Below are 25,059 nucleotides of genomic sequence, written 5' to 3' on the forward strand. Positions count from 1 at the left end.
ATCTAGACTGAAGATTAAGATAAGAGATTTTCTTAGTTAATACTTAAGGGCAAGACCTATTTTTTCTTCATTCAACTTCTGTACTTCACATACTAATTTTCTATATTTTTGTTGTAAGTCAATTGTAGAAAACTCTCGGAATTGTTCAAATAATGCCATACATCTTAACATTCCATTGTCATTGTTTATAGCTATTGATTGCTGTAAACTTTCTAAAATAAATTGTAACCCTTTTTCAAAGTGCTTTAAATTCAAATAATATATTCCCAATTCTGTTAACAACCTTGTATATCGATCAGCAGTAATTTGTTGAATAATTTCCCCTATATGATTCCGTTGCTCTTTGAATTCAATATATCCCTTAAATCTTTCTAAAATATGGTCAACTTGCAGTTGATATCTATTTGCAGCAATCATGATATTACAAATTGCAAGAAATATTTCGTCTTCCTTATCAGCAATGTAATTTACATATTCAGAAAGAGCTCCGTTATTTCCAGCCATTAGTTTATAAAGAAATCTGTTTGCTTCCGCCCACTCATTAAATTGATTAATAATACGACGCTCTTCTTCATTTGGCTGTTCTTTGAGCCATTCCGGTTCGGAGTACATTGAAACATATTCCAGTGCTAAATCAATTTCTCCACGTTCATAACAAACAGTGGCTTTTACTAAGTATGAATATAACATATAGAACACAACTGGTTTCTTCCCACTAACTTCTTGTCCAACCCTTCCTACTTCAAATTGATACTGAATTGAGGCAATTCTTCCCATCTTATGGGCTAACTCTTCAACTTTGCTCCACCTATTTAACGATACATTTAAGTTAATAAGCTCTTTTAGCGCATCCAATTGATAAACTTCATCTAATCGATCAATATAAGGTTCGAAGTATACTGCAGCCCGCGAATTCATTTCCTGATCATCCGTAAGCCCAAGCGTAAACAACCGATACTGACAAAGGGCCAGCCGCTCCGAATGCTGGAATCTTTCGCTCTCAGCCACACTCCTGTATAGCAGCACGGCCGCCTCATGCTTCCCCTCTTTGAAAAAAACCTCGGCTGTTTCAAAGAGCAGCGGGGAGTATGAAATATTATCCATCGTCATTCGGACAGCCTTGTCCAAACAGTCCAGCTTCCCCAGTTCCGCGCACCTGTGAAGAAACGGTCCCAGTCGACGCCAATCCGGCGTAGCATGAAAAATACATTCATCTATGTATAACTCGTAGAAATAACCCTCTTCCAGACCCATGCCTGACGTAATTCGGTCCAGTTGCTGCATGGAAATCGGGCGGTTCCCATTCAGAATATTGCTGAGTGTGCCGCTGTTGACCTCCGATATTTCAGCAAACCGATTAATCGTCATTTCGTTCTTATGTAGAAACTCTTCCATTTGTTCGCGAATCGTGGCTGTCATTTCCAAGCTAACACCACCCTCCAGGATCAGAACCCAAATATTAGTATATTTCTCTATACAGTAATCATATTAATTAATATTCCAGCGGTCAATACTTATTTACGTCATTTTTTTACATAAAATACCCAATAAGATTTAAAAATGCCAATTTCCTTGTAAATCTTATTCTATTTATATATCGTCAAATGAAATGACACGATGAGAAAAAGCGCTCCGAAATTTTCGGAAGCGCTTTTTTTTTGCTGAATCTATGAACATCTTATTAATCTTCTGATCAAAGATTCCTTGTCTTGAAGTAGAATTTCACCCTAGAACCAAACGATCATCGGACAGCTTATGGCCGCTAATCTGCTCAAATTCCCCAAGCAGCTGCTCCACGGTCAGGGATTTCTTGCGCTCTTCGTCCACATCCAGAATGATGCGCCCCTTATCCATCATAATGAGACGATTGCCAAGACGGATGGCTTGCTCCATGTTATGTGTAACCATGAGCGTGGTCAGCTTCATGTCGCGTACGATGTCATCGGTTATTCGGGTAATCAGCTCCGCACGAGCCGGATCGAGCGCTGCCGTATGTTCATCGAGCAGCAGGATTTGGGGCTGCGTGAAGGTTGCCATCAGCAAACTTAACGCTTGACGTTCCCCTCCCGACAGCATCCCTACTTTGGCTCGGAGCCGATCCTCGAGTCCAATGCCAAGCCGCTCTAAATGTTTGCGGAAGCCGGCCCGCTTGGATGCTGTAACGCCTATGCTGAGCCCGCGGGATTGGCCGCGACGATATGCCATCGCCAGATTCTCTTCAATGGTCATATGCGGCGCTGTGCCCGCCATCGGATCCTGAAATACCCGGCCGATCCAGCGGCTGCGACGGAATTCCGGCAGATGGCCGATCGAAGTGCCGTCAATGCGCACTTCACCCGCGTCCGGCTTCATTACCCCGGAAATGATATTCATCAGCGTGGATTTGCCCGCACCATTACTTCCGATAACCGTCACGAAATCCCCCGGCTTCAAGTGAAGGTTGACATCCATCAAAGCGATCTTCTCATCCACCGTCCCCGGGTTAAACAGCTTGGACACATGGTTCATTTCCAGCATCAGAGCGCACCTCCTTTGGTTTTCCCTTGCGTAGCTAACAGCTCGGTTGAGCGCCTCCGTGCCTGTGAACGCTGCTTCATCGCCCGATTGATGGTCGGAACCACGAGAGCGATAATGACGATGATCGCCGTGATCAATTTTAAATCCGAAGCTTCGAGCCATGGAATCTCATAAGCAGCAGCAACGACAATCCGATAGATAATCGAACCGCAGACGACAGCCAGCGTTGTCCGGAATACCGAGCCGGTTCCCAGAACAGCCTCACCAATGATAACGGACGCCAAGCCAATGACAATCATCCCGATGCCGGAGCTGATGTCGGCAAAACTGGACTGCTGGGCAACTACGGCCCCGGATAGGGCCACAAGCCCGTTCGAGATGCTGAGGCCCAGAATGGTTGTGGTGTCCGTATTCGCACCAAAGCTGCGGATCATCCGCTTGTTATCCCCTGTCGCACGCAGGGCAAGACCTAGATCCGTACGGAAGAATGCATCCAGCAGCAGCTTGCCGATGATCACAATCACTAACATAATATAGATCGGATCGATGGATCCGAAGATATTCGCTTCCTGGCTCAACGAAATATTAGGTTTGCCCATGATCCTCATATTGATTGAATACAGCGCAATCATCATAATAATGCCCGAGAGCAAACCGTTGATTTTACCCTTGGTGTGCAGCAGGCCTGTACAGATACCGGCTAACATACCTCCGGCAAATGCGGCCAGCGTGGCAAGCCATGGATTTACACCGTTGGTAATCAGAATCGCCGCAATCGCTGCGCCTGTCGTAAAACTTCCATCCACCGTCAGATCCGGAAAATCCAGAATCCGGAACGTAATATACACGCCAAGTGCCATCAGCGCATACAGCAGCCCCAATTCAATCGGACCATCCAGCCTCATCACGAAATCCAGCATGTCATGACCTCCTTAAGGATTAAGAAGTAAGGCGCGGGCTGTTATCTCCGCGCCTTACCGTTACTCGATGATGTTGTTGTCCGGGTCCTTGACTTCCTGTTTCATGGCGTCGGTCACTTCAATACCATAGTCAGCCGCAACCTTCGTGTTCAGGATCAGATCCAGCTTATCCGGCTTCGTAACTTCCATGTCCGCCGGATTCTTGCCGTTTTTCAGGATCTCTACGGCCATTTGTCCAACCTGATAGCCGTGGTCGTAGTACTTAAAGCCAACGGTTGCAAAAGCCCCCTTCTCCACCGTATCGCGGTCGCTGGAGAAGAACGGAATTTTATTCTTTTGTGCCGTTTGGATAATGGCATCCACGCCGCTTACAACAACGTTATCCAAGGTAATATAGTAAGCATCGACCTTGCCGACTAACGACTCTGCCGCCTGCTTCACTTCCGATGTATTTGTGACAGCTGCCTTCACCAGCTCAATGCCATGCTCGGCAAGTGCCTCCTCTGCCGTTTTAGCCATGACTACTGCATTGGCTTCCCCTTCATTAATGACCAGACCGATCTTCTTCACATTCGGGAAGTTGGTGCTGATGAAATCCATCAGCTGCTTCGCTGCTTCCGGGTTGGTATCCGATGCCCCGGTGATGTTGCCGCCCGGCTTCTGCAAATCGCTCACCAGCTTTGCGTCAACCGGATCAGTTACCGCTGCGAACAGCACCGGCTTCTCCTTCACGTTCTCAGCTACAGCCTGCGCCGACGGGGTTGCAATTGCGATCACCAGATCCGCTTTCGTATCCTTCAACTTCTGTCCGATCGAGAGGTTGTTCGCCGGGTCACCTTGTGCATTGTTGTAATCAATCTTCAGCGTTTTGTCATCCTCCGAGATTCCAGCGTCCTTCAATGCTGCCAGAATGCCTTCCCGCGTTGCATCCAAGGATGGATGCTCTACGATCTGCGAAATCGCGATGCTGTAGGATTTCTTCTCGGCATCTCCGCCGCTGCCCGTTTGAGTCGCTCCGCCGCCTTCCGGCTTGTCCCCGCAGCCTACTGCCGTAACCAGCAGTGCGGAGAGTGTAAGTGATAACCACATTTTTCTCTTCATCATGAATCCCCTCTCTTTTATTAACCGCTTCAATAATTTTCTACATAAAGCGACAACGCTTCCCCGCTTTCACAGACGAAAGCATTAAAGTCAAAAAATAAGTCGTTCCTATTGAACAACGGTCTATTATGAACATTTTATATGTACCCAATTGTATTCGTCAATCAAGATTTTCTAAGGGAGGATGCTTTCCATAAAGAACATCCCCGGATCTCATACGTCTCCGGGGATGCCAGTATAACGAAACCATATTTATATAGTAGAAAAAATCTTACAATAACCTCTACAGAATGGAACGGCCCTGCATGGTCGCAAGCCAAGCATCTGCCATAAGAGCATGCCCTGCAGGCGATGGATGCACGCCATCGGGCGCCCAATAACTCATCTCAATCTTGGAGCTGGCTGCAGCGAATATGCCGTCGAGCGGAACGTACAAGGTTTCAAATTCGCGCGACAATTCGCGAACGGCCTGAATTTTGGGATCCAGATCTTCTCGCCATTCCTTCTTCGCTTCCGTAACGGGCAGCAGGAAGGGCTCCATGAGAATGAAACTGGCGCCGGTCAACTCGCGGGTTTGGATTAGCAGCTCCCTGTAGCCTTCATAATAAGCTTCCACGGACGTGGTTTCGCCGCGATTAAACCTCCTGCCGGTTTCATTGATGCCGACCAGGATGGATACCCATGTCGGATCCAGATCGATGCAATCTTCCTCCCAGCGCCCCCGCAGATCGACGACCCGGTTGCCGCTGATTCCCCGGTTTACAAAACGCAGCCTTTTCAAAGGCAGCTCCATACCTAGCCGGGCAGCAGCCATCAGCGCGTATCCATGCCCTAAACTGTCCGACTCCTCGTAATTTCGCCCGCAATCGGTGATGCTGTCGCCCTGAAACAATACGAGTGCATTTTGCTCGATATGTACCATGCTGTTCAACGCCTCCAATAATGAAAGTGTTCACCTGCTCACCCCTTCATCATAACCGCTTTCAAGCATTCCTGAAACCCCTTAAATTCACATATCATGGCAAACTTTCTATACATTTAAGTTGACTATGTGGAATGAATTCACTACAATTCTATAGGTATACGTATGGCTGAATCTTAAAAAGAACAGGTGATTAAATCATGTCAGAGCAACAGAACTATCAGATCCTTCTCTATTATAAATTTGTTCAAATCCCGGACCCTGAAGCGTTCAAAGACGAGCATTTGCAATACTGCAAAGATCTCGGGCTCAAAGGACGCATCCTGGTTGCCTCCGAAGGCATCAATGGTACGGTATCCGGTACGGTTGAACAAACTGAGCAATATATGCAGGATATGCACGCCAATCCGCTATTTGCGGACATGGTGTTTAAGATTGACCCATCCGAAGGGCATGCCTTCAAAAAGATGTTTGTCCGTCACCGCGAAGAACTCGTTACGTTCCGTGTCGAGGATGAACTCGACCCTAACGTGGTCAGCGGAAAACGCCTATCGCCCCAGGAATTCTTTGAACACTTGCAGCGTGATGATGTCATCGTCATCGACGGACGGAATGATTATGAGTATGATATCGGTCATTTCCGCAATGCGATAAGACCAGAGGTGCAATCCTTCCGGGAGTTTCCGGAATGGATTCGCGAGAACCTGAGCGAGCACAAGGATAAAACCATCCTGACTTACTGCACAGGGGGCATCCGGTGCGAGAAACTGACCGGATTTATGCTCAAGGAAGGCTTCAAAGACGTTGCCCAGCTTGAGGGCGGCATTGTCACCTACGGGAAAGATCCTGAAGTACAGGGCCGTCTCTTCGATGGAAAATGTTATGTATTTGATGAGCGCATTTCCGTTCCGATCAATCAAACGGACGAGGATGTTATCGTGGGCAAATGCCACCATTGCGGAAAGCCCGAAGATCGGTATATCAACTGCGATAATGACGCCTGCCACCTGCAGCATGTGTGCTGCGAAGAGTGTGAGGAGCTTCATCATGGCTGCTGCTCCGCGGAGTGCGAAGAAATCGTTGCTGCAAGCCACAATGCTTCCTAATCCAATCAAGGCATGTATCAATAACCAAACGAAAGGGCAAGGCGCGAATCATTCGCGCCTTGCCCTTTTACTATACGTTCTCGTCTGCATTCAGACGTATTAAATATCGTGGAAAACAGCCAATTCAGCTTCGATAGCAGCTTTGATCTTCTCGACGCATTCTTCCGTCGTTGCCGCGAATACACGTTTACCATTCACCAGTGCATATGGCCGCAGCTTGCATAGACCGCAAAGATTCATGCAATCCGCCCGCAGGACAGCGATTTCGGGATACAATTCCTCAAGATGCTCAAGTTCCAAAGCACTCATCAAGTTGCTGTCGCATATTTCCACAACAACAATCCCCATCCCCATCTTTATCACCACTATTCATTTGACAATTCGTTCATTCATTATGAGGAAAACGCCCGGATTTGTCAAATCGATCGTAGGGTTTGATCAATGGATGAGGGATTCCGCACCATCGATATAAATTTCCGTACCGGTAATATGGGAAGCAACATCCGATGCCAGAAAGGCTACGAGCTGAGCAACCTGTGATGGCTGTCCCGGTCCGTCCGCCAAAGGCTGGTCTCCCTCAGGGTATTCAATCGGAATCGTCACCTCGTCCAGCTCCGGCTTCGCAATGGTGCTCTCATCAATATTCGTTGCAATCGCACCTGGGCAAATAGCGTTCACCCGGATTTTGTAACGGGCGAGCTCCAGCGCCGCCATCTTCATGAAGGCCACCTGTCCCGCCTTCGTGGTGCTGTATGCGGAGAAACCAAACCCGGTAAATACCCGGTTTCCGTTAATGGAGCTCGTAATGATGATGCTGCCGCCATGATCCTTTAAGTAAGGAATCGCGTATTTTACCGTAGCAAACGTTCCTCTCAAATTCGTGTTAATGGTAGCATCCCATTCATCCAGCTCCATGATCTCGATCGGAGCCTTGGTCCCATTAATACCGGCATTCGCAAATACGATATCAATCTTTCCCCACTGCTCGGCGGCTTGACTGAAGCAATCCTTCAGCGATTCCGCTTTGGAAATATCGCAGTTGCCCGTGAGCACTTCGCCCCCGCCATCTTCTATGGTCTTCTTCACTTTCTCTACGCGTTCACGATCGATGTCGATCAACAGGAGTTTAGCTCCTTGCTCTGCCATAAGAAGGGCTGCGGCCCGGCCGATTCCGGAACCAGCACCGGTAACGATGGCTACTTTACCATCCAAACGTTGATTTGTTGTCATTGCCACAACCTCCTCGTTTAAGTTTTCATGATTATAGATAACCCAACGAGTCCGTATCTGAATCTTGGCAATCCGAGCCTGCCGTGCAGCAAGCAGCAAGCAGCAAGCAAGCATATCCCAGCGGTAATGCCTAACCCGATGAAAAAAAAAAATCGTCCCCCGCCTCATGGTAACACCTTACCACACCAGCCGTAAGAACGATCTCTTTGCATTCATTTCCTATGAGAGGATCGGGGGGGGCTTCCAGGTCTATCTTTGGAATACCGCAGGTTTAACGCATACCGGCTTGGATTGCGAAACCGTATACCCGGTATAGTCAAGCTTCCCGTCTTCCGGATTCACGTTAAACAATACCAGGTTATTCCCGTCCCGATTGGCAACGATGAGGAATTTCCCCCCCGGCATGAGCGTAAAATGACGCGGATGGCGGCCCTCCGTCGAAATATATTGAACCGGACTTAAACGACCGGTATCTTCATGCACGTTAAATACTACAATGCTGTCGTGTCCGCGGTTCGATCCGTATACCGTTTTGCCATCCGGGGACACGGCGATTTCGGCACAATAGCTCTCCCCGTCAAAATCCGCAGGCAGTGTCGATACCGTTTCCAGCACCTCTAAACGTCCCGCTTCTTGATCGTATCGAAGCACCGTGACACTGGAATTCAGCTCGTTGATGACATAAGCATAGGCACCGCTGGGATGGAAAGCCAAATGACGGGGCCCTACGCCCGCGTCCAGCTGGGTTTCGCCGTGAAAGCTCAGCTCTTGCTTATTCTCATTTATCGTATATGCAAGAATCTTGTCCAATCCCAAGTCCTGTACGAACACATATTGACCATCCGGACTGTAAAATGCCGAGTGCGCTCTGGATTGCTGATCATCACGCACTGTCACGAGATCCGTATGTTTCTTCTCATCCAGCAGTTTGCCGGCTTGTCCATTCTCATCGATCGAATGAAGACCTACCAGGCCTCCATGATAACTCGAAACAATCAGATACTTGCTGGATTCATCACGCTGAATGTGGCAAGTGGAGCTGCTGACACTGCGGGTACGATTCAATTCGGTCAGTTTGCCGGCCTCCGGGTCAATTTCAAAGCTGATGACCTCGGCTGCTTTGCCGCCTTGATCTGCAATTTCGCCGATGGCATACAAACGTCCGTTATCCGGATCGACGTTCAAGAAAGTGGGATTCTTAATGCCGGATACTTCATCAAGCAGCTTCAGCTCGCCGCTGTCCTCGTTAAATTCATAAACACATACCCCGCTTTGATTATCTTCCGCATACGCACCTGTAAACAGCAGTGTGCGCTGTGATGGATTCGCCATAAAATCCGATCTCTCCTCTCGTATATCTATCATTTCATGTCCTATGTAGTGATGCTTTCAGTTACCATGTTAACTTCAACCCTGATGAAAATCAAATGACTTGCCGTTTGCAGCCTGTTTGTCTTTTGCCATACCGGGTATGTATGTATTACATTGACTGAAGGAGGTATTCCCATGAAACAACCGAACAGCGAAGAAGTACGCAATCATCAGGACACGGAGAACGACTCCCAGGAACAACGCGACAAGGTGAAGAAGCATCAGGATGTGGAGCCTCAGGCTGAGAATTGGAATCCCCGGGATCTTCCCGATCCAGACGATAAAAATCAATCTAAATCCTAATCGCGCAATAAGAAAGGCCGCATGGACACTGCCATGCGGCCTTCTTATATAGGTGAGTCTCTTTGGCTTGGATGATTATCCTTCCAGAAGCAGCGACTCCGGATCTTCGAGGAGCTCTTTCACGGTTACCAGGAAGCGAACCGCCTCGGAACCGTCAACGATCCGATGATCGTAAGACAATGCGATGTACATCATCGGACGATTTTCCATGCGTTCAGCATCAATCGCTACCGGGCGAAGCTGGATTTTGTGCATGCCGAGGATACCCACCTGAGGCGTATTCAGGATCGGCGTAGACAACAGCGAGCCGAAGACGCCGCCATTCGTAATCGTAAACGTACCGCCTTGCAGCTCAGACAAGGACAGCGCGTTATTGCGGGCTTTGGCAGCCAGATTGCCGATTTCCTTCTCAATCTCGGCAAAACCAAGACGATCGGCATCGCGAACGACCGGAACGACAAGCCCTTCTTTGGCGGATACCGCAATACCGATATCATAGAATTTCTTCACGACGATATCGTCGCCGTCAATCTCGGCGTTCAGATGCGGGAATCTCTTCAACGCACCCACAACCGCTTTGGTGAAGAAGGACATGAAACCGAGCCCTACGTCATGCTTCTCTTGGAATGCTTGCTTACGACGCTTGCGCACGTCCAGGATCGCGGTCATATCCACTTCATTGAAGGTCGTCAGCATGGCAGCCGTATGCTGCGCTTCGACCAAACGATTCGCAATCGTTTGACGACGGCGGGACATGCGGGTACGTTCAACCGGTTTGCCATACTCGGCAGCAGGTGCTTGTGCTGCCGGTGCAGGCGTTGAAGCTGCCGGCTTGCTAGGTGCCGCAGACGGCTTAGCTTCGTTATGATTCTTCACATCATCATGGTAAATCCGACCGATCGGGTCGCGGCCCTGTACCTGGTCCAGATCAATCCCGCGTTCACGAGCCAGTTTGCGTGCGGATGGCGATGCAGTCAGACCTGCTCCTTCCTCGTTCTGAGCCGGTACCGGAGCTTGCGGTTTCGGTGCTTCTGCGGCGGGTGCCGAAGCGGCTTCCGTTTGCACGGAGGCTGGAGCTTCAGCCGCCTTCGGCGCCGATGCACTTGGAACGCCTTCCTGCGGAGAAATTTGACCGATCACTTCGCCGATCGTTACGTTCTCCCCTTCTTGACGAAGGATTTTTTCCACAACGCCTTCAGACTCTGCGCTAATTTCAAGATTAACCTTATCCGTTTCTAACTCGAGCAGCACATCACCGATGTTGACGCTATCCCCTTCTTTTACGTGCCATTTGAATATCGTTCCTTCGGTGATGGATTCGCCCATAGCTGGTACAGTAATTTCGCTCACAGCCGCTACCTCCCCAATGAGATCTCTTGATTTATAGTTTTACGATTAAGGGCAAAAGAAATGATGGTCTGTTGCTCATAAGCATGAACATCCTGATATCCGCTAGCAGGGCTCGAACGCTCAGGACGTCCGCTGTAACGGACCTCTGTGCCTTTAGGTGCAATTTCACGAATTCTCGGCTCCATGAAGCTCCAGCCGCCCATGTTCTGAGGCTCTTCCTGAACCCACAGAATCTCTTTCAGGTTCGGATACTTCTGCATCACACGGGAAATTTCTTCTTTAGGGAAAGGATACAGCTGTTCCACACGAAGAATGTGGATCCAGGATTGGTCCTCACCCTTCTGCTTATCCAGCGCGTCTTCCAAGTCGATCGCGATTTTCCCCGAGCACAATACAAGGCGTTCCACCTTCTTAGGTGTTTGACCTAGACCCGGCTGTTCCATTACCTTCTGGAAACCGCCTTCGCTAAACGCGTTCACAGGCGACGCGACACGCGGGTTACGGATCAAGCTCTTCGGAGCCATAACCACCAGCGGCTTGGCATCGTCCGTGTTGGTTAGGGAAGCCTGTTTGCGCAGCAGGTGGAAATATTGGGCGGCCGAAGTCAGATTCGCAACCGTCCAGTTATCCTCGCCGCTCAGCTGGAGGAACCGTTCCAATCTGGCGCTGGAGTGCTCTGGACCGTTTCCTTCATAGCCGTGAGGAAGCAGCATCACCAAGCTGGACTTCTGTCTCCACTTCGAACGTCCGGCCGTAATGAACTGGTCGATGATCACCTGTGCACAGTTGACGAAATCGCCGTACTGCGCTTCCCAGATCACCAAAGTCTCGGGAGAGTACACATTGTAGCCATATTCAAATCCAACGACCGCAGCTTCGGTCAGCGGGCTGTTATGGATCGCGAACGATGCCTTGGCTTGCGGCAGCCGGTGCAGCGGGCAGAAGGTTTCTCCATTAACCGCATCGTGAAGCACCAGGTTTCGATGGGCAAACGTTGCACGTTCGGCATCCTGTCCCGTGATCCGGATCGGCTTGCCGTCAGCGAGAATCGTAGCGAAGGCCAGCGTTTCGGCATGACCCCAGTCCACCTTCTCGCCCTCGTCAAGCGAATTGCTGCGCCGCTCGAGGATGCGTTGAAGCTTTGGATATACCGTAAAGCCTTCAGGCCACTGCAGGAGCTCGCGGTTAATGCCGCGCAGCACCTCTGCAGATACATTCGTCGCGGCTTCCGTCTTGGATTTGCCGTCCGTAGGGTTCAGTCCGAGCAGAATCTGATCAACCGGATCCTTCGTCTTCACGTTCTCGTAAGAGTTCTTCAAGACCTCCACGACACCGTTCTTCAAACCGTCCACTTGTTCTTGGGTCAGAATGTTTCCATCCACCAGTTTCTTCATATAAATCGTGCTGACGGTTGGATGGTTCTTCACCTTCTGGTAGATCAGCGGCTGGGTCGTTTCCGGATCGTCCGTCTCGTTGTGGCCATATTTCCGGTAGCCGACAAGATCGATCAGAATGCTCTTCTTGAACTTGTTGCGGTAATCGCTGGCAAGACGGGCCACTGCGATACACGCTTCCGGATCATCCGCGTTCACGTGGATAATCGGAATCTCATAACCTTTTGCCAAATCGCTCGCATAATGGGTCGATCTGGAATCCTTGCCTTCCGTCGTGAATCCGATGCGGTTGTTCACGATGATGTGAATCGATCCGCCCGTACGGAACGCCGGCAATTTATTGAAGTTCAAGGTTTCCGGCACGATGCCTTCGCCAGGGAACGCGGAATCGCCATGAATCTGAATGCTCAGCGCTTTGTTCACATCCTGCTTCGGATAACCCGCTTCGCTGCGATCCTCCTGGGCGGCACGAGCAAAGCCCTCTACTACCGGATTGACGTATTCCAGGTGACTCGGGTTGTTCGCAAGCGTGATCCGAACCTGCCGGGCTTCATCCTTCTTCAGGTAACGGTCCGCGCCCAAATGGTACTTTACGTCGCCCGTCCAGCCGTAGTTGATGCCCATGGAGCCTTCGGACGGCACCAAATGTTTATTCGGAGAGTGCATGAACTCCGAGAAAATCTTGCCGTAATCCTTGCCCAGCACATGAGCCAGAACGTTCAAACGTCCGCGGTGCGCCATACCCACGAGAATGGAGTTGACATCCGCTTCGGCCATTTGGCGAACGATCTCGTCGAGCAGCGGCACGAGTGCCTCATTGCCCTCAACCGAGAAGCGCTTCGCGCCTACGAACGTGCGATGCAGGAATTCCTCGAACTGCTCGGCTTCGAGCAGCTTCTTCAACAATCCCCTGCGCTCTTCAACGCTCATGTCGGACAAGTAGCGGCCTGATTCGGCCTGCTGGTTGAGCCACTTGCGTTCTTCTTCATCGTGGACGTGGCTAAATTCATAGGCAATGGAGCCTGTATATAGTTGCAACAGCCGCTGGATTGCCTCTAAGCCGTTCTTGATATCGCCAGGAGCCTCCTCCCAGACGATCTCTGCAGGCAGGGCGGCCAAATCCGCTTGGCTGAGTTGGTAGCTTTCCGGTTGAAGCAGACGCGTGTCGGCTTCGTTTCCGATTCCAATCGGATCAATGTCTGCGGCCAGATGACCGTAGGTTCTAATGTTCCACACCAGTTTGCCGGCAGCTACCCCTTTTTTCATCAATTGCGGGTCGTAGCTTACACCTTGTCCCTGCGAATCCGCTTTCTTTTCATTGTTTTCCAAAGATGGAGGCGGTCCCCAGCTTGCGAACAGCTCGCGGTATCCTGGCTCCACAGATTGCGGGTCTTGCAAAAACTTCTCATACTGATCTTGAATGTACCCCAAGTTCGGACCGTGATATTTCTGCCATGGTCCCTCTGTCATTCTGTCAAGGGTCTTCATCGCTGACTCCCTCCGTCAGATTATTTTGATTGCTCAAGGACGGAATTTCTAATTTTACATTTTGCATACTACATTTTACATTAAATAAACGTTTTCTTACGATTACATTATAATACACTTGGCCTCAATACCGAAAATACCCTTTATATATAATAATGATCTCAGAAACAGATGAATTTGCGTCAATTTTTTGACGATTTGTCCGCTCGTTCACCAGTTCCCTGTATGGGGTTCCATTTAAACCCATTTATTCGGAAAAAATATCCTCTTCCAGCCAGTCCATCTGCCGCAGCGGCTCGGGGCCGGTGTTCATCCCCAGCAGTTGAAGAAGCTGTTTGGCGTTGTCGGAAGCATCGCCTCCCGAATTGTTGTTGAAGATAATCCAGCACTGCTTCGCTTTCTTTAGCAATTGCTCTATCCATCCTCTCAGCTGTTCCAATTCTTCCGGACTGTAACGGTACAAATACCGGACCTCTCGCCAGTTGGGCTGACCGCTGGAATGCCACCCATCGGCGTTTCGTCCGTGCATCCGGATCATCACGGCCTCCGTGCCCGATGTCTCAAGCACGACCGGCACCGATCCGATACCGGCTTGCGGCTCGTCGGCTATGCTGTGGATCCAGCCCTCGCTCCGCATAAATTCGAGGGTCTTCTCGCGAAACTCCGGCGCATACCAGCTCTGATGGCGAAACTCCAAGGCTACCGGAACGTCCTTCATCCATTCCCGCGTACGCTTCAGAGTGTCCACATGCTTGCGTTCGCAACCAAACCATGGCGGGTATTGGAAAAGCACGGTCCTTAATTTGTCCGCCGCTCGCAATTCTTCGACCGATGCAAGCAAATGATCGAACATCGCTTTTACGCTGGGATATCTGTCCTTGCCCTGTCCGCGGGCATGTCCTGTCATGCCCTGATAGGCCTTTACAATAAAACCGAAATGGTCCGGGACGGCTGCCGCCCATTTTGTCATTTGTTCCGGCGAGGGTATGGCATAGAACGAATTGTCCATCTCCACGATGGGAAAATGCCTGCTGTACATTTCCAGTTTATCTGAAGGCCTTGCCCCTTCGTCGTACAGCTTGTCATGATCCCCCCACCCGGACAAACCTACCTGAATCGCATCTTTTTGTTTATCTTCCTTTGACATAACAATCCTCACATCCACATGATTTACCATATCGGGGACTTCTATTAATTAACCTGATACGGGTGATTTCAAAAGCAGGCAGCCCCATACTGATTTTACCAATGCCTTGATTTCGTTCACTTCCGATCATAAAAAACATGATGGGCTTCCAGGTTACCGTTCAGGATCTCGATCCTTCCATGCGAATAACGGGGCTGCCGCCTTTTATCCGTAGCGGAACCGGGATTGAACAGCAGGACCCCCTGTACATCTTCTTTATAGGGAATATGGGAGTGGCCGAACAAGATGCAGTCCACCTCCGTATCTGCAAAAGCTTTTCTGGCTCGTGATGGCGTCGTTCCGCCTTGACCGTGTCCGTGCACAATCCCGATGCGCTTGCCTTCGATTTCAACCATTCTTTTATACCCAAAGCGTTCCACGATCCGCGCGTCATCCACATTCCCGGCCACGCCCTCCACGGGAGCATATTGACTTAACAGCTCGTAGAGCTCCCAATCGGACCAGTCTCCGGCATGAACAATAAGCTCCGATTGCCGTAAATCTTCAAGCAGCGGGTCTGGCAGTTCCTTCGCCTTTTTGGGCATATGGGTGTCTGACAATACCGTAATCCGATATGGGCGACTCATTGGGATGCACCTCTTCTTATGGTTATGTAATGCTGCAATACCAGCCATCTGACATTCATCTATATCCTACCAAATAAACGAAATCAAATAAAACCGCGCAGGGAGCTGCGCGGTTTTTCACGTCTTCTTTTAAGGCAGAAAAAAATTTCCAATCCAGTTTTAGTTTGTCCGCCTGCCGAATAGAATGTACGAGCAAGCAGGTACAAGCTGTGTTATCCATGTTCCAGACGAGAGGTGGAATTTGATGAGTATTCTAATTAGCTACATGATCCTTGGCCTTTCCCTATCGGCACCCGTTGGTCCGATTAATGCGGCGCAGCTTGATAAGGGAATCAAGAAAGGGTTCTGGCATGCTTGGCTGTTCGGCATTGGTGCGGTTCTTGCGGATATCCTGTATATGGTCCTCGTCTATCTCGGCGTGGTTCATTTTCTGAATACGCCGTTCATGCAGACATTCCTCTGGCTGTTCGGCGCTTTTGTCCTTATCTATTCCGGGCTGGAAAGCATCCTGAACGCCAATAAAGTGACGATCAGTCAAGAAAAAAGCGAAGATTCGTTATGGAAAAGCATGCTCTCCGGATTTCTCATGTCCGTCTCGAATCCGATGACGATTCTGTTCTGGCTCGGCATCTACGGCTCCATCCTGGTCAAAACCGCGGCGGACGAAGGGTCCGGGAACCTGTTTCTCTACAGCGTAGCCGTGATCGCCGGGGTCGTGATTTGGGATTTGTTCATGGCCGCGCTCGGCAGCGTATTCCGTCGATATTTAAACGAGCGGGCGCTTTCTCTCATTTCGGTGCTCTCCGGGATCTCGTTAATCGTGTTTGGCGTTTATTTCGGAATTCGAGCTCTGGCATTACTTTATCCGCTCGTATTCTAACGGGCCGGTTTGGGGCTAAGCTTGCGCTTTTCCCTCTCCATCGCGCGGCCCTGACCGGATTTCTTCCACACGGAGCGCATGCATAATACGACCAGTCCGATTAACAATATGAACCCGAGACTGATCCAGAGTCCCGGCCGACTCGTCGGGTGCAGGGCGGTTCCGCCGACGGCAGCCGCTATGAGTATCATACCGATGTATCTTTTGGCCTTGCCCCATCCCGTAAGCTCCATCAGCCGGCCGGCCGATATCAGGATAAAAAACCAGTTGTACAGCAGCATAAGTCCTGCCGCAGTTGTCAGATACTCGTAAATCTTGCCGGGCATGAGCAGAGACAGCACGATGGATACAATCAACCCGGCGGCGGTAAGGGAAAGGGAGAAGATGGGCGTATCGCGCTTGAACATTTTTCTGGAAAACAGCTTGGGCGCATCCTTATCCTCGGATAACGTGACCAGCATCGTGGTTACGGCATACAGCGAGGCAACCATCGTCGAGAATCCGGCAATGATTAAGACCGCATTGAATATATGGGGGATAAAAGGCAGCTGATACGAGCTAAGCGCCACAACGAAGGGGCTTTTCGTCGTGGAGAATCGATTCCAGGCTACCATCATCACGGCCATGCCAATAGACAGTACATATACGATAGCCAGCAGGAGAATCATCACCTTGCCCGATTTCGGGGCTTCCTTCGGATTCTTCAAGCGGACGGCCATCACTCCCATGACTTCAATTCCGCCGAAAGCATAAAACGCAAAGATCAAGGACGACCACACGCCTTTTCCGCCCGTCGGGAATAAGGCGTTCATGCTGCCCGGAACATGGGGTCTAGACCCGCCTTTCAACCATCCCATCCAAGCGGCGGCGGCAATGACAAGAAACATGACGATGGCAGCGACCTTAATAACAGCCAGCACATTCTCCAGACGGTCGAAGCCCTTGGTGCCGATCCATATGACAAAAAGCCCCAGTACGGCGTAACCTGATGCGAATATCCACATCGGAACGCCAGGAAACCAAAAGCGGGAGAATATCGCCAGCGCCGTCATCTGGCTCCCCATGATCAACACTTCGGAGCACCAGTACATCCACCCTGTTGAGAAGCCTGCCCACCGGCCGTAGGCTTTTTTGGCGTAGGTTCGGAACGAGCCTTTTTGCGGATCCTCCGCCGTCATTCGCGCCAGCACATCAAACACGAAGTAGGTGGCCGTCGCCGCCAATATAATAGAAAGAAGAAAAGCCGGTCCCCCAAGCCGGATACCCAGCGCGGATCCGAGAAAATACCCCGTGCCGATCGTGGATGCGACTCCCAGCAGCGATAGCTGCCACCACTTCAGATTCCCTTTTGCTTCCCCTGCCTCCGTTTTCACTCTTCTGTTCACGGTTATGTCCTCCGGATATTGTGATGTGTTCGATCAAAACTTTCCTTATTATGAAGGGATTCTCCGTGATTTATGTACCGTGCCCCCGAGCCTAAAAATGCCTTTTAAGTTCATGATGAACAAACGAGCAAGCGGTTCATGCAGCCCGAGGCTGGATGCTCTCGCATATTTTGGCTGTTCCCCGAGAAGTATAAACGGAAGAAAGCAGAATTGGGGGATCACACATGTCATTAGCTCGCGGTATTCCAACGAATCAGGCGTTTATGATTATGATGCTCACGGCAGGTTTGACCAATCATGTCATGATCATCCCTGTGCTTCTGGAGAAGTCCGGACGGGATGCTTGGATCACCATTCTCGTGTCAGCCGTGTTATTCATGCCCTGGGTTCTGCTTATTTATGGAATCATCAAAAAAGTCGGCTCCCGTTCGATCAAGCAAGCGTTGGACGAAAGCAGCGGCAGAGCGGCGCGCATGCTTGCGATGGGCATGTCAGGCTTGTATTTTTTTGCCTTCGCCTTCTATACCTTGAAGGAAGTCATCGATTGGACGAAATCGACCTACATGGTCCAAACCCCTGTCGTTGCCACCGCATTCGTGCTCATGATGCTATGCCTTATCAGCATTAACCACGGGATCAAAACCATCGGCGTTGCCGCCGGCATCTTGCTGCCTTGCGTCGTCTTGCTGGGCATATTCGTATCCGTGTCCAATCTGAAAGTGAAAAATTACAGTTACTTGCTGCCTGTCCTTGAGGACGGCTTCATGCCGGTTCTCAGCGGGGTTCCTATCATGCTCGGAGGGCTGTCCCAATTTATCCTGATCTTGTTTCTGCGGCCTCACCTGCAGAAAAAACCCGGTTTTCTTACGATCCTGCTCATCCATCTGGTTCTCATCTTCCTCACGTTTGGACCCACGATCGGCGGCATTGCCGAATTTGGTCCGGAAGAAATGAAGCTTCAGCGGTACCCCGCCTATGAGCAATGGCGTCTCGTGAAGCTGGGCAAATTCGTGGAACACGTCGATTTTTTATCCATCTTCCAGTGGCTTAGCGGAGCTTATATCTCCATTTCCATTTCGATTTTTTTGCTCTGCGAAACCCTTCTTCCCAAGTCCAGACAGAGCGTTGGCGTATTAGCCGCCACCACGCTGCTCATCATACTGTGCGCCTCGCCGATCAGCAATTTGAAAATGTATTATGCCATGGCCGACTATTTCTTGCCCGCGTCCGCCGTTTATATCACCATCCTAAGCCTCCTGTTATTCTTCCTGATCCGCAAACCGAATCAGCAGGAGCCGCAGGATGCCAGTTCCACGAAAGGAGAAACGCCGCAATGAACATGACCGAACAGCAATTGCGCGATCGTTATGCCGATTCCGATGACGTCTATATAACGTCCTACCCGGGAATGGAGGATGAGCCTTGGGCGATTATGGTTTACAGCCCGATGATGTGCGATTCGAAAGTGTTGTCCGAGGTCTTTTTGCCTGTCATCAGCAAGGAATGGAATACTTCCGTTTCGCAAAAGCATCCGTTTGACCCGACCAGCCTTGAATATTATCTTACGCTGGATGTCGCCGATGCCGATTTGGAGTCCGTCGATGACATTGTTTATTCCGGCTACGTTGCCTTGTATTTTCCCAAGGACGATAAGCTGTATTCGTACAGCGCCGGCAAAACCATCGGCCGAACGCCGGAAGAAAGCGCCACGGAAACCTCGGTCAAAGGACCTCGCGACGGGTTTGTCGAGGAATTGGATATCAATGTAGCACTTATCCGCAAAAGGCTGAAATCACCGGGACTTGTCTATTCCTCCTTTAAGCTTGGGGACAAAAGCAAAACCACCGTCGGCATCATGTATTTAAAGGACAAGGTCATACCGGAGACCGTCACGGCCATCGTGGACAAGTTAAACCATTACGCCGGGGATCCTCCCGTAGGGATCGGCGAGCTTGTGGAGCATCTGACTCCGTACAGGTTCAGCGTGCTTCCCATGTTTGACTACACGGGGCGGACGGACCTGGCATACGACTCTCTGACTCGCGGCCGTTTGGTCATTATTATGCAGGGAAGTCCCGTCCTATTGATCGCGCCTGCGAGCTTCATGCAGCTGCTGTTCGCTGCCGAAGACCCCCAAATGCCGTTTTATTTCGTGATGCCCTGGAGAATTCTGAGAATGTTCGGGTTCCTGATTTCCATTTTCCTTCCCGGTTTCTATATAACGCTATTAGCCTTTCACCAGGATCAAATCCCTTTTCCGCTGCTGGCAACGGTTGCGAATACCAGACTCGGCCTTCCGATCCCGACCGGGTTTGAGATGCTGATCATCCTGTTTCTCCTCACTCTGCTGCGGGAGGCAGGCATGCAGATGCCTTCTCCGATCGCGTCGACCATTACGGTGGTCTCCGGTATCATTATCGGCGACGCAGCTATTCGGGGCGGTTTTTTCTCGCCGACGATGACCGTCATCGGAGCCCTATCCTTTGTGGCGGGGTCTACCCACTCCAATCAGGATTTTGTTGTCAGTCAAACGATCTTGCGTTTCTTTGTCCTTACCCTGTCCTCGATGTTCGGGTTATTCGGTTTCTTCATATCGGTCTTCATGATCGTTCAATATGCAGCAAACCATAATCCGTTCGGGCAGCCGTACCTTGCCCCTTTCTCGCCCTTCTCCATATCTAAAATCCTGGGCAATCTCTTGCGATTTCCGGGGAAACGGAAAAAGGGCGGCGCGTTATGAAGCGGGTATGGATACTCGTATGCCTGACATCTCTGCTGCTCTCAGGCTGCTGGGACAACAATGAAGTCCAGGATATCAACTATATCACGGCTTTGGGCGTGGATTACAAGGACGAGAAATATATCATATATGTGCAGATGCTTGACTTTGCCACGATTGCCAAACAAGAATCCAACAAACAGACGGAGAAAGCGCCTATCTGGGTTGGCCGTGGAACCGGCACCACGTTGACTGAAGCCCTTGTTGATCTGTACACGTCGAGTCAGCAGCGGGTCTCCTGGGGTCATGTGACGGCTTTGGTGCTTACGGAAGCCGTGTTAAAACCTAAGCAGTTGTCTCAAGTGTTCGACCTGACCAACCGCTCGCAGGAAATCCGGTATACGAAATGGATATACGGGACCAAGGATAAGATGGAGGATCTCTTTACGGTGTCGCCGTTCTTTCAGCTCTCCCCCCTGCACTCGCTGCTTCATGAACCCAGGGAAAGCTATGTCCAATTCTCGTTTATACGTCCGATCCAATTCGTGAACTTTATTCGTCTCTATCGGGAAAAAGCTGCAACCGTTCTGCTTCCCTCCCTTCATATTTCGACGCAGAACTGGTCGGAAAATCTGAAGCAGCATCCGATATTGGAAGTGAACGGCGGATTTCTGATCAAGAACAAAGAATTGATGGGCTGGCTCCCACGATCCGATCTGCTGGGGACCCGCTGGTTAGCATCGAATAATACTCACGCTGCCGTCGTCGTTCAGGCGGACGGTGAAGCAATCGGGAGCATTCGGCTGGAGAAGCCCCAATCTACCATCGAAGTCATCCGGAAGCCAAACGATGCTTCGTATCGAATCAAGCTGAACGTCATTGGCACGGTACAGAATATTTACAAGCAGGTGGGGATTAAGGAAATGAAGCGATTAACGGAAGATACCCTGCGTAAGGAATTGCAGAACACCTTTCATAAAGCAGCATTGATCCACGCGGATCCTTATGAACTATGTCTCCAATTGTACCGAACAGACCCCAAGCTTTGGAAGAAATTAGTGGAACAGAAAAAGGAAATCTACGACGAAACGCCGCTTGAGCTTGATGTCAATGTCAACATCCGGTATTGGGGACAGCGCAAAAGCCTGAACCGATAATGAACATATGCAAAAAAAGAGAAACCCTGTGCTTGGAATAGCACAGGGTTTCTCTCGTTAGCAGCAGCTGCCGCCACATTTACATCATTTTTTTGATTTCGTCTTTAATGGATTCCGCCTGCGGTCCGAATACGACCTGAACCGCGCCATGACCCAGACGCATGACACCGGATGCGCCTAATTTTTTCAACTCCGAATCCTTAACGGCCTTCTCGTCTTTAACGACGAGGCGCAGACGCGTGATACAAGCATCGATGCTGGTAATATTATCCGCACCGCCGATGTTTTGCAAAACCTTGGCCGCTTTGGACTCATTGGATGCCGCGCCGGATGGAGCCGGGGCAGCTGTATCTCCATCGTCAGAAACCGTATCCATGTCGTCGTCTTCCTCGCGTCCAGGCGTTTTCAAGTTCAGCTTGACAATGAGGATTCTGAACAGCAGATAGTAAACGACTCCGAAAGCCAAGCCGACCGGCAGAAGCAGCCAAGCATTGGTAGACAGCTTCAGATTCACCAGGTAGTCGATCAGGCCCGCCGAGAACGAGAAGCCCAAATGCACATCCAGGACATACATGATCAATCCGGAAAGACCTGTCAAAATCGCATGGACTACATACAGTACCGGAGCAATGAACATGAACGCGAATTCAAGCGGTTCGGTGATCCCCGTCAGGAACGATGCCACTGCCGAACCGATAAAGATGGAGCCGACGAGCTTGCGTTTGGACGGCTTGGCGGTATGCATAAAGGCCAGCGCCGCAGCCGGCATCGCAAACATCATGATCGGGAAGAAACCGGACATGAACATGCCTGCCGTCGGGTCTCCCGCAAAGAAACGCCACAGGTCGCCGTGAACGACTTCGCCCGCGGCATTCGTGTAATCGCCGATCTGGAACCAGGCGATGGAGTTTAATACGTGATGCAGACCCAGAGGGATCAGCAAGCGGTTAGCCGTACCGAAAATGAACGAACCGATGCCTCCCAGACCGACAACCCAGTTGCCGAAGGCGGAAATGCCATCCTGGACCGGGCTCCAAATCATGCCGATCAGCACTGCCAGCACCATCGTGGAGGCCGCCGTGATGATCGGTACGAAGCGTTTACCCGCAAAGAAGCCCAACCAATCCGGCATCTTAATGTTGTGGAATTTATTATACAGGTAGGCGGACCATAGACCGACAAAGAAACCGCCAAGAACGCCCATATTCAGCTTTACGTCATCCGGTATAAACGGCATTTGCAGCGGCACTTGCGCCAGCACTCTTGTAAGCACCATGTACCCGATAAGAGCGGAGAGACCCGCAACGGCATCCCCGGCGAATCCGATCGCAACGCCGATCGCAAAAATAATCGGCAGATTATCCAGAATGGCAAGGGCGCCGGAAGTCATGAACGGAGTTACATATTGATTCAAAAAAGCTCCGAGAGCTCCCAATGGTATGTCTTTTTGATAGTCGATCAATCCAAGCCCCTGCAAGATACCTGCCGCAGGCAACGTGGCCACCGGCAGCATAAGGGACTTACCCAGCTTTTGCAATTTAGCCAGCATGTCAATCATCCTTTCAACTTCAATAATTTAGCTTTTGCTGAAACCGTTTACATAATGCGTCGATATAATAACCACTTCTTCCCATTCACTCCGGAACAGAAATACCTCAGAAAATCCTCCTCCTTGCGGGCTCTTGTATTCATCATTTTAAGGCGGCATGGATACCATCATCATTCGAAGTCAACAAAAAAAGCCAAGAAGAACGGCGACTATGCATTAAATAGTCCGTTTCTTCTTGGCTCATGCCCATGTTTATGGTAACACGCCTTAAACGTATTCATTTGATGTTGTTATCTTAATTCACGTCTTCCCGTTTTGTCAATAACCAATATTTATTTCCTTATCGAATGAATACTATTTCAATTCGATGGTCAAAACAGGATTTTGGCCGGACACGACGTCACCGGTCTGACCGTCCACCTTGGAAGCCACTTCATCCGCATTGGTTACGATAATCGGCGTAATCGTCGGATAACCGGCGGCCCGGATCGCAGCCATGTCGAATTCGATCAGCGTCTGACCCGACTTCACCTGGTCACCGGCTTGAACATGGCTTGTAAAGCCTTCACCCTTCAAACCGACCGTGTTAATCCCGATATGGAACAAATACTGCAGGCCGGTTGCGGGATCCTCGAGCATGACGGCATGCTTGGACTTGATGACATGCGCAACGGTCCCGTCAAACGGCGCGATTAATTTGCCCTCGGAAGGCTCGATGGCGATGCCTTGGCCCATGTGTCCGGCAGCAAAAGCCTCATCGGGCACTTGCGATAAAGGCAAGGCTTTACCCGACAATGGGGCTGTGAGTTGAATGACAGTAGCTGTTTTTTTCTTTTTCCAACGATCAAACATGTTAAGATTCCTCCCTGGGTTGATTCTTTTGCTGTAGTCGGCCAGTGAAGAGCCGGTATAAATGCATAGCCAGAAAGCAGACCTCCGCTTCGGGCACTTTCTTGCCGAGTTCTTTCTCCATCATGCCTGCTAGACGTGTTGCCAATCCGTATTCCTGCGTGAACTTGGAGCGGATCTGTTCCGCGAACGGATTATCGACATGGATTTCCTGATTCAGAATGCGGTCTACCGAGAACCTTAAATGCATGAGCAGACGAACATAATCCATGCTTCCCCGGTCAAAGGCGACCTGCCGCTCCTCTTCAATATACCTCACCAGGCTTCCCACCACGTTCGATGCCTTGACCAGATGGCCAACGGGCACATGACTGACGGCCGAATACACATGGTAGGTCAAGAAGCCAATCTCATCCTCGGGAACCTCTATATCGAAGGTCTTGCCGATCAATTCCGCTGCCTTGGCTGCGATATCATATTCTTTTGGGAAGCTGATCCGGGTTTCTTCAAGGAAAGGATTGATAATATCCATGCCTTTGCGGATTCTGTAGATCGTAAACTGGATATGGCTTGGAAGCGCCAGGTATACCTTATCATTCAATGTGCCCGGAAATTCCTGTCCGATGAGATTCAGTATCTGATCCGTAATCTCCATCACCTGCGGATCAAATTCTTCCAGCAGATGGTGAGCTTGGCTCCACTGCTCCCGATCCTCCAGCCTGAACAGCTTTTCAATCCGCTTATCGTCCGAAGCGATCGTACCGCCTATTTTCGCGCCGAAGCCAATGCCTTTGCCTAAGATGACATATTCCGATTCTTTTTTGCCGCCAGTAACCATCACGACATTGTTACCAATAACACGAACGACTGTAAACAACTCGATCCCGCTCATTAACTTCCCCCTTTCCTTTAAGTTTAAACAGTGTTCCGCCATAGGATTCATTTGCGGAGAAATACTCCCGCCCATGAACATTGAAAAAGCCAAGAAAAGACCCCCTTAAATAAAGGTGTCTCTTCTTGGCTCATGCCCTGCTTCAGGTAACAC

22 protein-coding genes are annotated in these 25,059 nt (G+C 50.2%); 6 read left to right on the forward strand and 16 right to left on the reverse strand.

Annotated features, from left to right (window positions below; all coding sequences use genetic code 11):
- Positions 1–36: 36 nt before the first annotated feature.
- From RB297_RS08620 to RB297_RS08640, 5 genes are all read right to left on the reverse strand, one after another.
- Complete coding sequence (locus tag RB297_RS08620) at positions 37–1,425, reverse strand: transcriptional regulator (RefSeq protein ID WP_375120263.1); 1,389 nt, start codon at positions 1,423–1,425, stop codon at positions 37–39.
- 297 nt (positions 1,426–1,722) lie between these two features.
- On the reverse strand, positions 1,723–2,517 hold the full coding sequence (locus tag RB297_RS08625) for an ABC transporter ATP-binding protein (protein WP_009590664.1): 795 nt from the start codon (positions 2,515–2,517) through the stop codon (positions 1,723–1,725).
- Positions 2,517–3,437: an ABC transporter permease gene (locus tag RB297_RS08630; RefSeq protein WP_096774428.1), complete on the reverse strand. Its 921-nt coding sequence runs from the start codon at positions 3,435–3,437 to the stop codon at positions 2,517–2,519. Before RB297_RS08630 ends, RB297_RS08625 begins: the two co-directional genes overlap by 1 nt.
- 60 nt (positions 3,438–3,497) lie before the next feature.
- The gene (locus tag RB297_RS08635) at positions 3,498–4,538 is read right to left on the reverse strand and encodes an ABC transporter substrate-binding protein (protein WP_375120585.1); all 1,041 of its coding nucleotides are present in this window, start codon (positions 4,536–4,538) and stop codon (positions 3,498–3,500) included.
- A 283-nt stretch (positions 4,539–4,821) separates the two neighbouring features.
- Positions 4,822–5,460: an SGNH/GDSL hydrolase family protein gene (locus RB297_RS08640; RefSeq protein ID WP_096774429.1), complete on the reverse strand. Its 639-nt coding sequence runs from the start codon at positions 5,458–5,460 to the stop codon at positions 4,822–4,824.
- 200 nt (positions 5,461–5,660) lie between these two features.
- Here RB297_RS08640 and trhO point away from each other — a divergent pair, with 200 nt between their 5' ends.
- Entirely contained in the window at positions 5,661–6,566 is a 906-nt protein-coding gene (gene trhO, locus RB297_RS08645; protein ID WP_009590706.1) for an oxygen-dependent tRNA uridine(34) hydroxylase TrhO, read from the forward strand.
- 99 nt (positions 6,567–6,665) lie between these two features.
- Here trhO and RB297_RS08650 read toward each other — a convergent pair whose 3' ends face one another.
- The 3 genes from RB297_RS08650 to RB297_RS08660 form a co-directional block, all read right to left on the reverse strand.
- Entirely contained in the window at positions 6,666–6,914 is a 249-nt protein-coding gene (locus RB297_RS08650; protein WP_015736210.1) for a YuzB family protein, read from the reverse strand.
- 90 nt (positions 6,915–7,004) lie between these two features.
- Positions 7,005–7,796, reverse strand: coding sequence for an SDR family oxidoreductase (locus RB297_RS08655; protein WP_375120264.1), 792 nt, complete (start codon positions 7,794–7,796; stop codon positions 7,005–7,007).
- Positions 7,797–8,045: 249 nt separating this feature from the next.
- On the reverse strand, positions 8,046–9,128 hold the full coding sequence (locus tag RB297_RS08660; RefSeq protein WP_375120265.1) for a lactonase family protein: 1,083 nt from the start codon (positions 9,126–9,128) through the stop codon (positions 8,046–8,048).
- Between the two features lie 174 nt (positions 9,129–9,302).
- On the opposite strand from RB297_RS08660, the gene RB297_RS08665 reads away from it, so the two are divergent.
- Positions 9,303–9,470: a hypothetical protein gene (locus RB297_RS08665; protein ID WP_176502423.1), complete on the forward strand. Its 168-nt coding sequence runs from the start codon at positions 9,303–9,305 to the stop codon at positions 9,468–9,470.
- Between the two features lie 75 nt (positions 9,471–9,545).
- Here RB297_RS08665 and odhB read toward each other — a convergent pair whose 3' ends face one another.
- The 4 genes from odhB to RB297_RS08685 form a co-directional block, all read right to left on the reverse strand.
- Positions 9,546–10,820, reverse strand: a complete 1,275-nt coding sequence (gene odhB, locus RB297_RS08670) for a 2-oxoglutarate dehydrogenase complex dihydrolipoyllysine-residue succinyltransferase (RefSeq protein ID WP_096774432.1) — start codon at positions 10,818–10,820, stop codon at positions 9,546–9,548.
- 5 nt (positions 10,821–10,825) lie between these two features.
- The gene (locus RB297_RS08675) at positions 10,826–13,702 is read right to left on the reverse strand and encodes a 2-oxoglutarate dehydrogenase E1 component (RefSeq protein WP_096774433.1); all 2,877 of its coding nucleotides are present in this window, start codon (positions 13,700–13,702) and stop codon (positions 10,826–10,828) included.
- Between the two features lie 247 nt (positions 13,703–13,949).
- Entirely contained in the window at positions 13,950–14,849 is a 900-nt protein-coding gene (locus RB297_RS08680) for a DUF72 domain-containing protein (protein ID WP_375120266.1), read from the reverse strand.
- Positions 14,850–14,965: 116 nt separating this feature from the next.
- Positions 14,966–15,475 carry a metallophosphoesterase family protein gene (locus tag RB297_RS08685; RefSeq protein ID WP_375120267.1) on the reverse strand — a complete coding sequence of 170 codons (510 nt, stop codon included), beginning with the start codon at positions 15,473–15,475 and terminating at the stop codon, positions 14,966–14,968.
- Positions 15,476–15,719: 244 nt separating this feature from the next.
- Between RB297_RS08685 and RB297_RS08690 the strand changes: the two genes are divergently transcribed.
- Positions 15,720–16,355 (forward strand): LysE family transporter, encoded by a 636-nt coding sequence (locus RB297_RS08690; protein WP_096774435.1) that lies wholly within the window; start codon positions 15,720–15,722, stop codon positions 16,353–16,355.
- Here RB297_RS08690 and RB297_RS08695 read toward each other — a convergent pair.
- Entirely contained in the window at positions 16,352–17,740 is a 1,389-nt protein-coding gene (locus RB297_RS08695) for an amino acid permease (RefSeq protein ID WP_375120268.1), read from the reverse strand. The genes RB297_RS08690 and RB297_RS08695 overlap by 4 nt on opposite strands.
- Positions 17,741–17,964: 224 nt before the next feature.
- On the opposite strand from RB297_RS08695, the gene RB297_RS08700 reads away from it, so the two are divergent.
- The 3 genes from RB297_RS08700 to RB297_RS08710 are packed head-to-tail and all read left to right on the forward strand — an operon-like array spanning position 17,965 to position 21,616.
- Entirely contained in the window at positions 17,965–19,077 is a 1,113-nt protein-coding gene (locus RB297_RS08700; protein ID WP_096774437.1) for a GerAB/ArcD/ProY family transporter, read from the forward strand.
- Complete coding sequence (locus RB297_RS08705; RefSeq protein WP_332293813.1) at positions 19,074–20,480, forward strand: spore germination protein; 1,407 nt, start codon at positions 19,074–19,076, stop codon at positions 20,478–20,480. Before RB297_RS08700 ends, RB297_RS08705 begins: the two co-directional genes overlap by 4 nt.
- Positions 20,477–21,616, forward strand: coding sequence for a Ger(x)C family spore germination protein (locus tag RB297_RS08710; protein WP_332293812.1), 1,140 nt, complete (start codon positions 20,477–20,479; stop codon positions 21,614–21,616). The genes RB297_RS08705 and RB297_RS08710 overlap by 4 nt, the downstream gene beginning before the upstream one ends.
- 79 nt (positions 21,617–21,695) lie before the next feature.
- Here RB297_RS08710 and nagE read toward each other — a convergent pair whose 3' ends face one another.
- The 3 genes from nagE to RB297_RS08725 all read right to left on the reverse strand — a co-directional run bounded on the left by nagE (position 21,696) and on the right by RB297_RS08725 (position 24,906).
- Complete coding sequence (nagE, locus tag RB297_RS08715; RefSeq protein ID WP_096774440.1) at positions 21,696–23,165, reverse strand: N-acetylglucosamine-specific PTS transporter subunit IIBC; 1,470 nt, start codon at positions 23,163–23,165, stop codon at positions 21,696–21,698.
- 354 nt (positions 23,166–23,519) lie between these two features.
- Complete coding sequence (locus RB297_RS08720; RefSeq protein ID WP_096774441.1) at positions 23,520–24,017, reverse strand: PTS sugar transporter subunit IIA; 498 nt, start codon at positions 24,015–24,017, stop codon at positions 23,520–23,522.
- 1 nt (position 24,018) lies between these two features.
- Complete coding sequence (locus RB297_RS08725; RefSeq protein ID WP_332293810.1) at positions 24,019–24,906, reverse strand: transcription antiterminator; 888 nt, start codon at positions 24,904–24,906, stop codon at positions 24,019–24,021.
- Between the last annotated feature and the right edge of the window lie 153 nt (positions 24,907–25,059).

It is taken from the genome of Paenibacillus sp. CR_12 (assembly GCF_041953985.1).
Taxonomy (GTDB): Bacteria; Bacillota; Bacilli; order Paenibacillales; family Paenibacillaceae; genus Paenibacillus_AQ; species Paenibacillus_AQ lautus_A.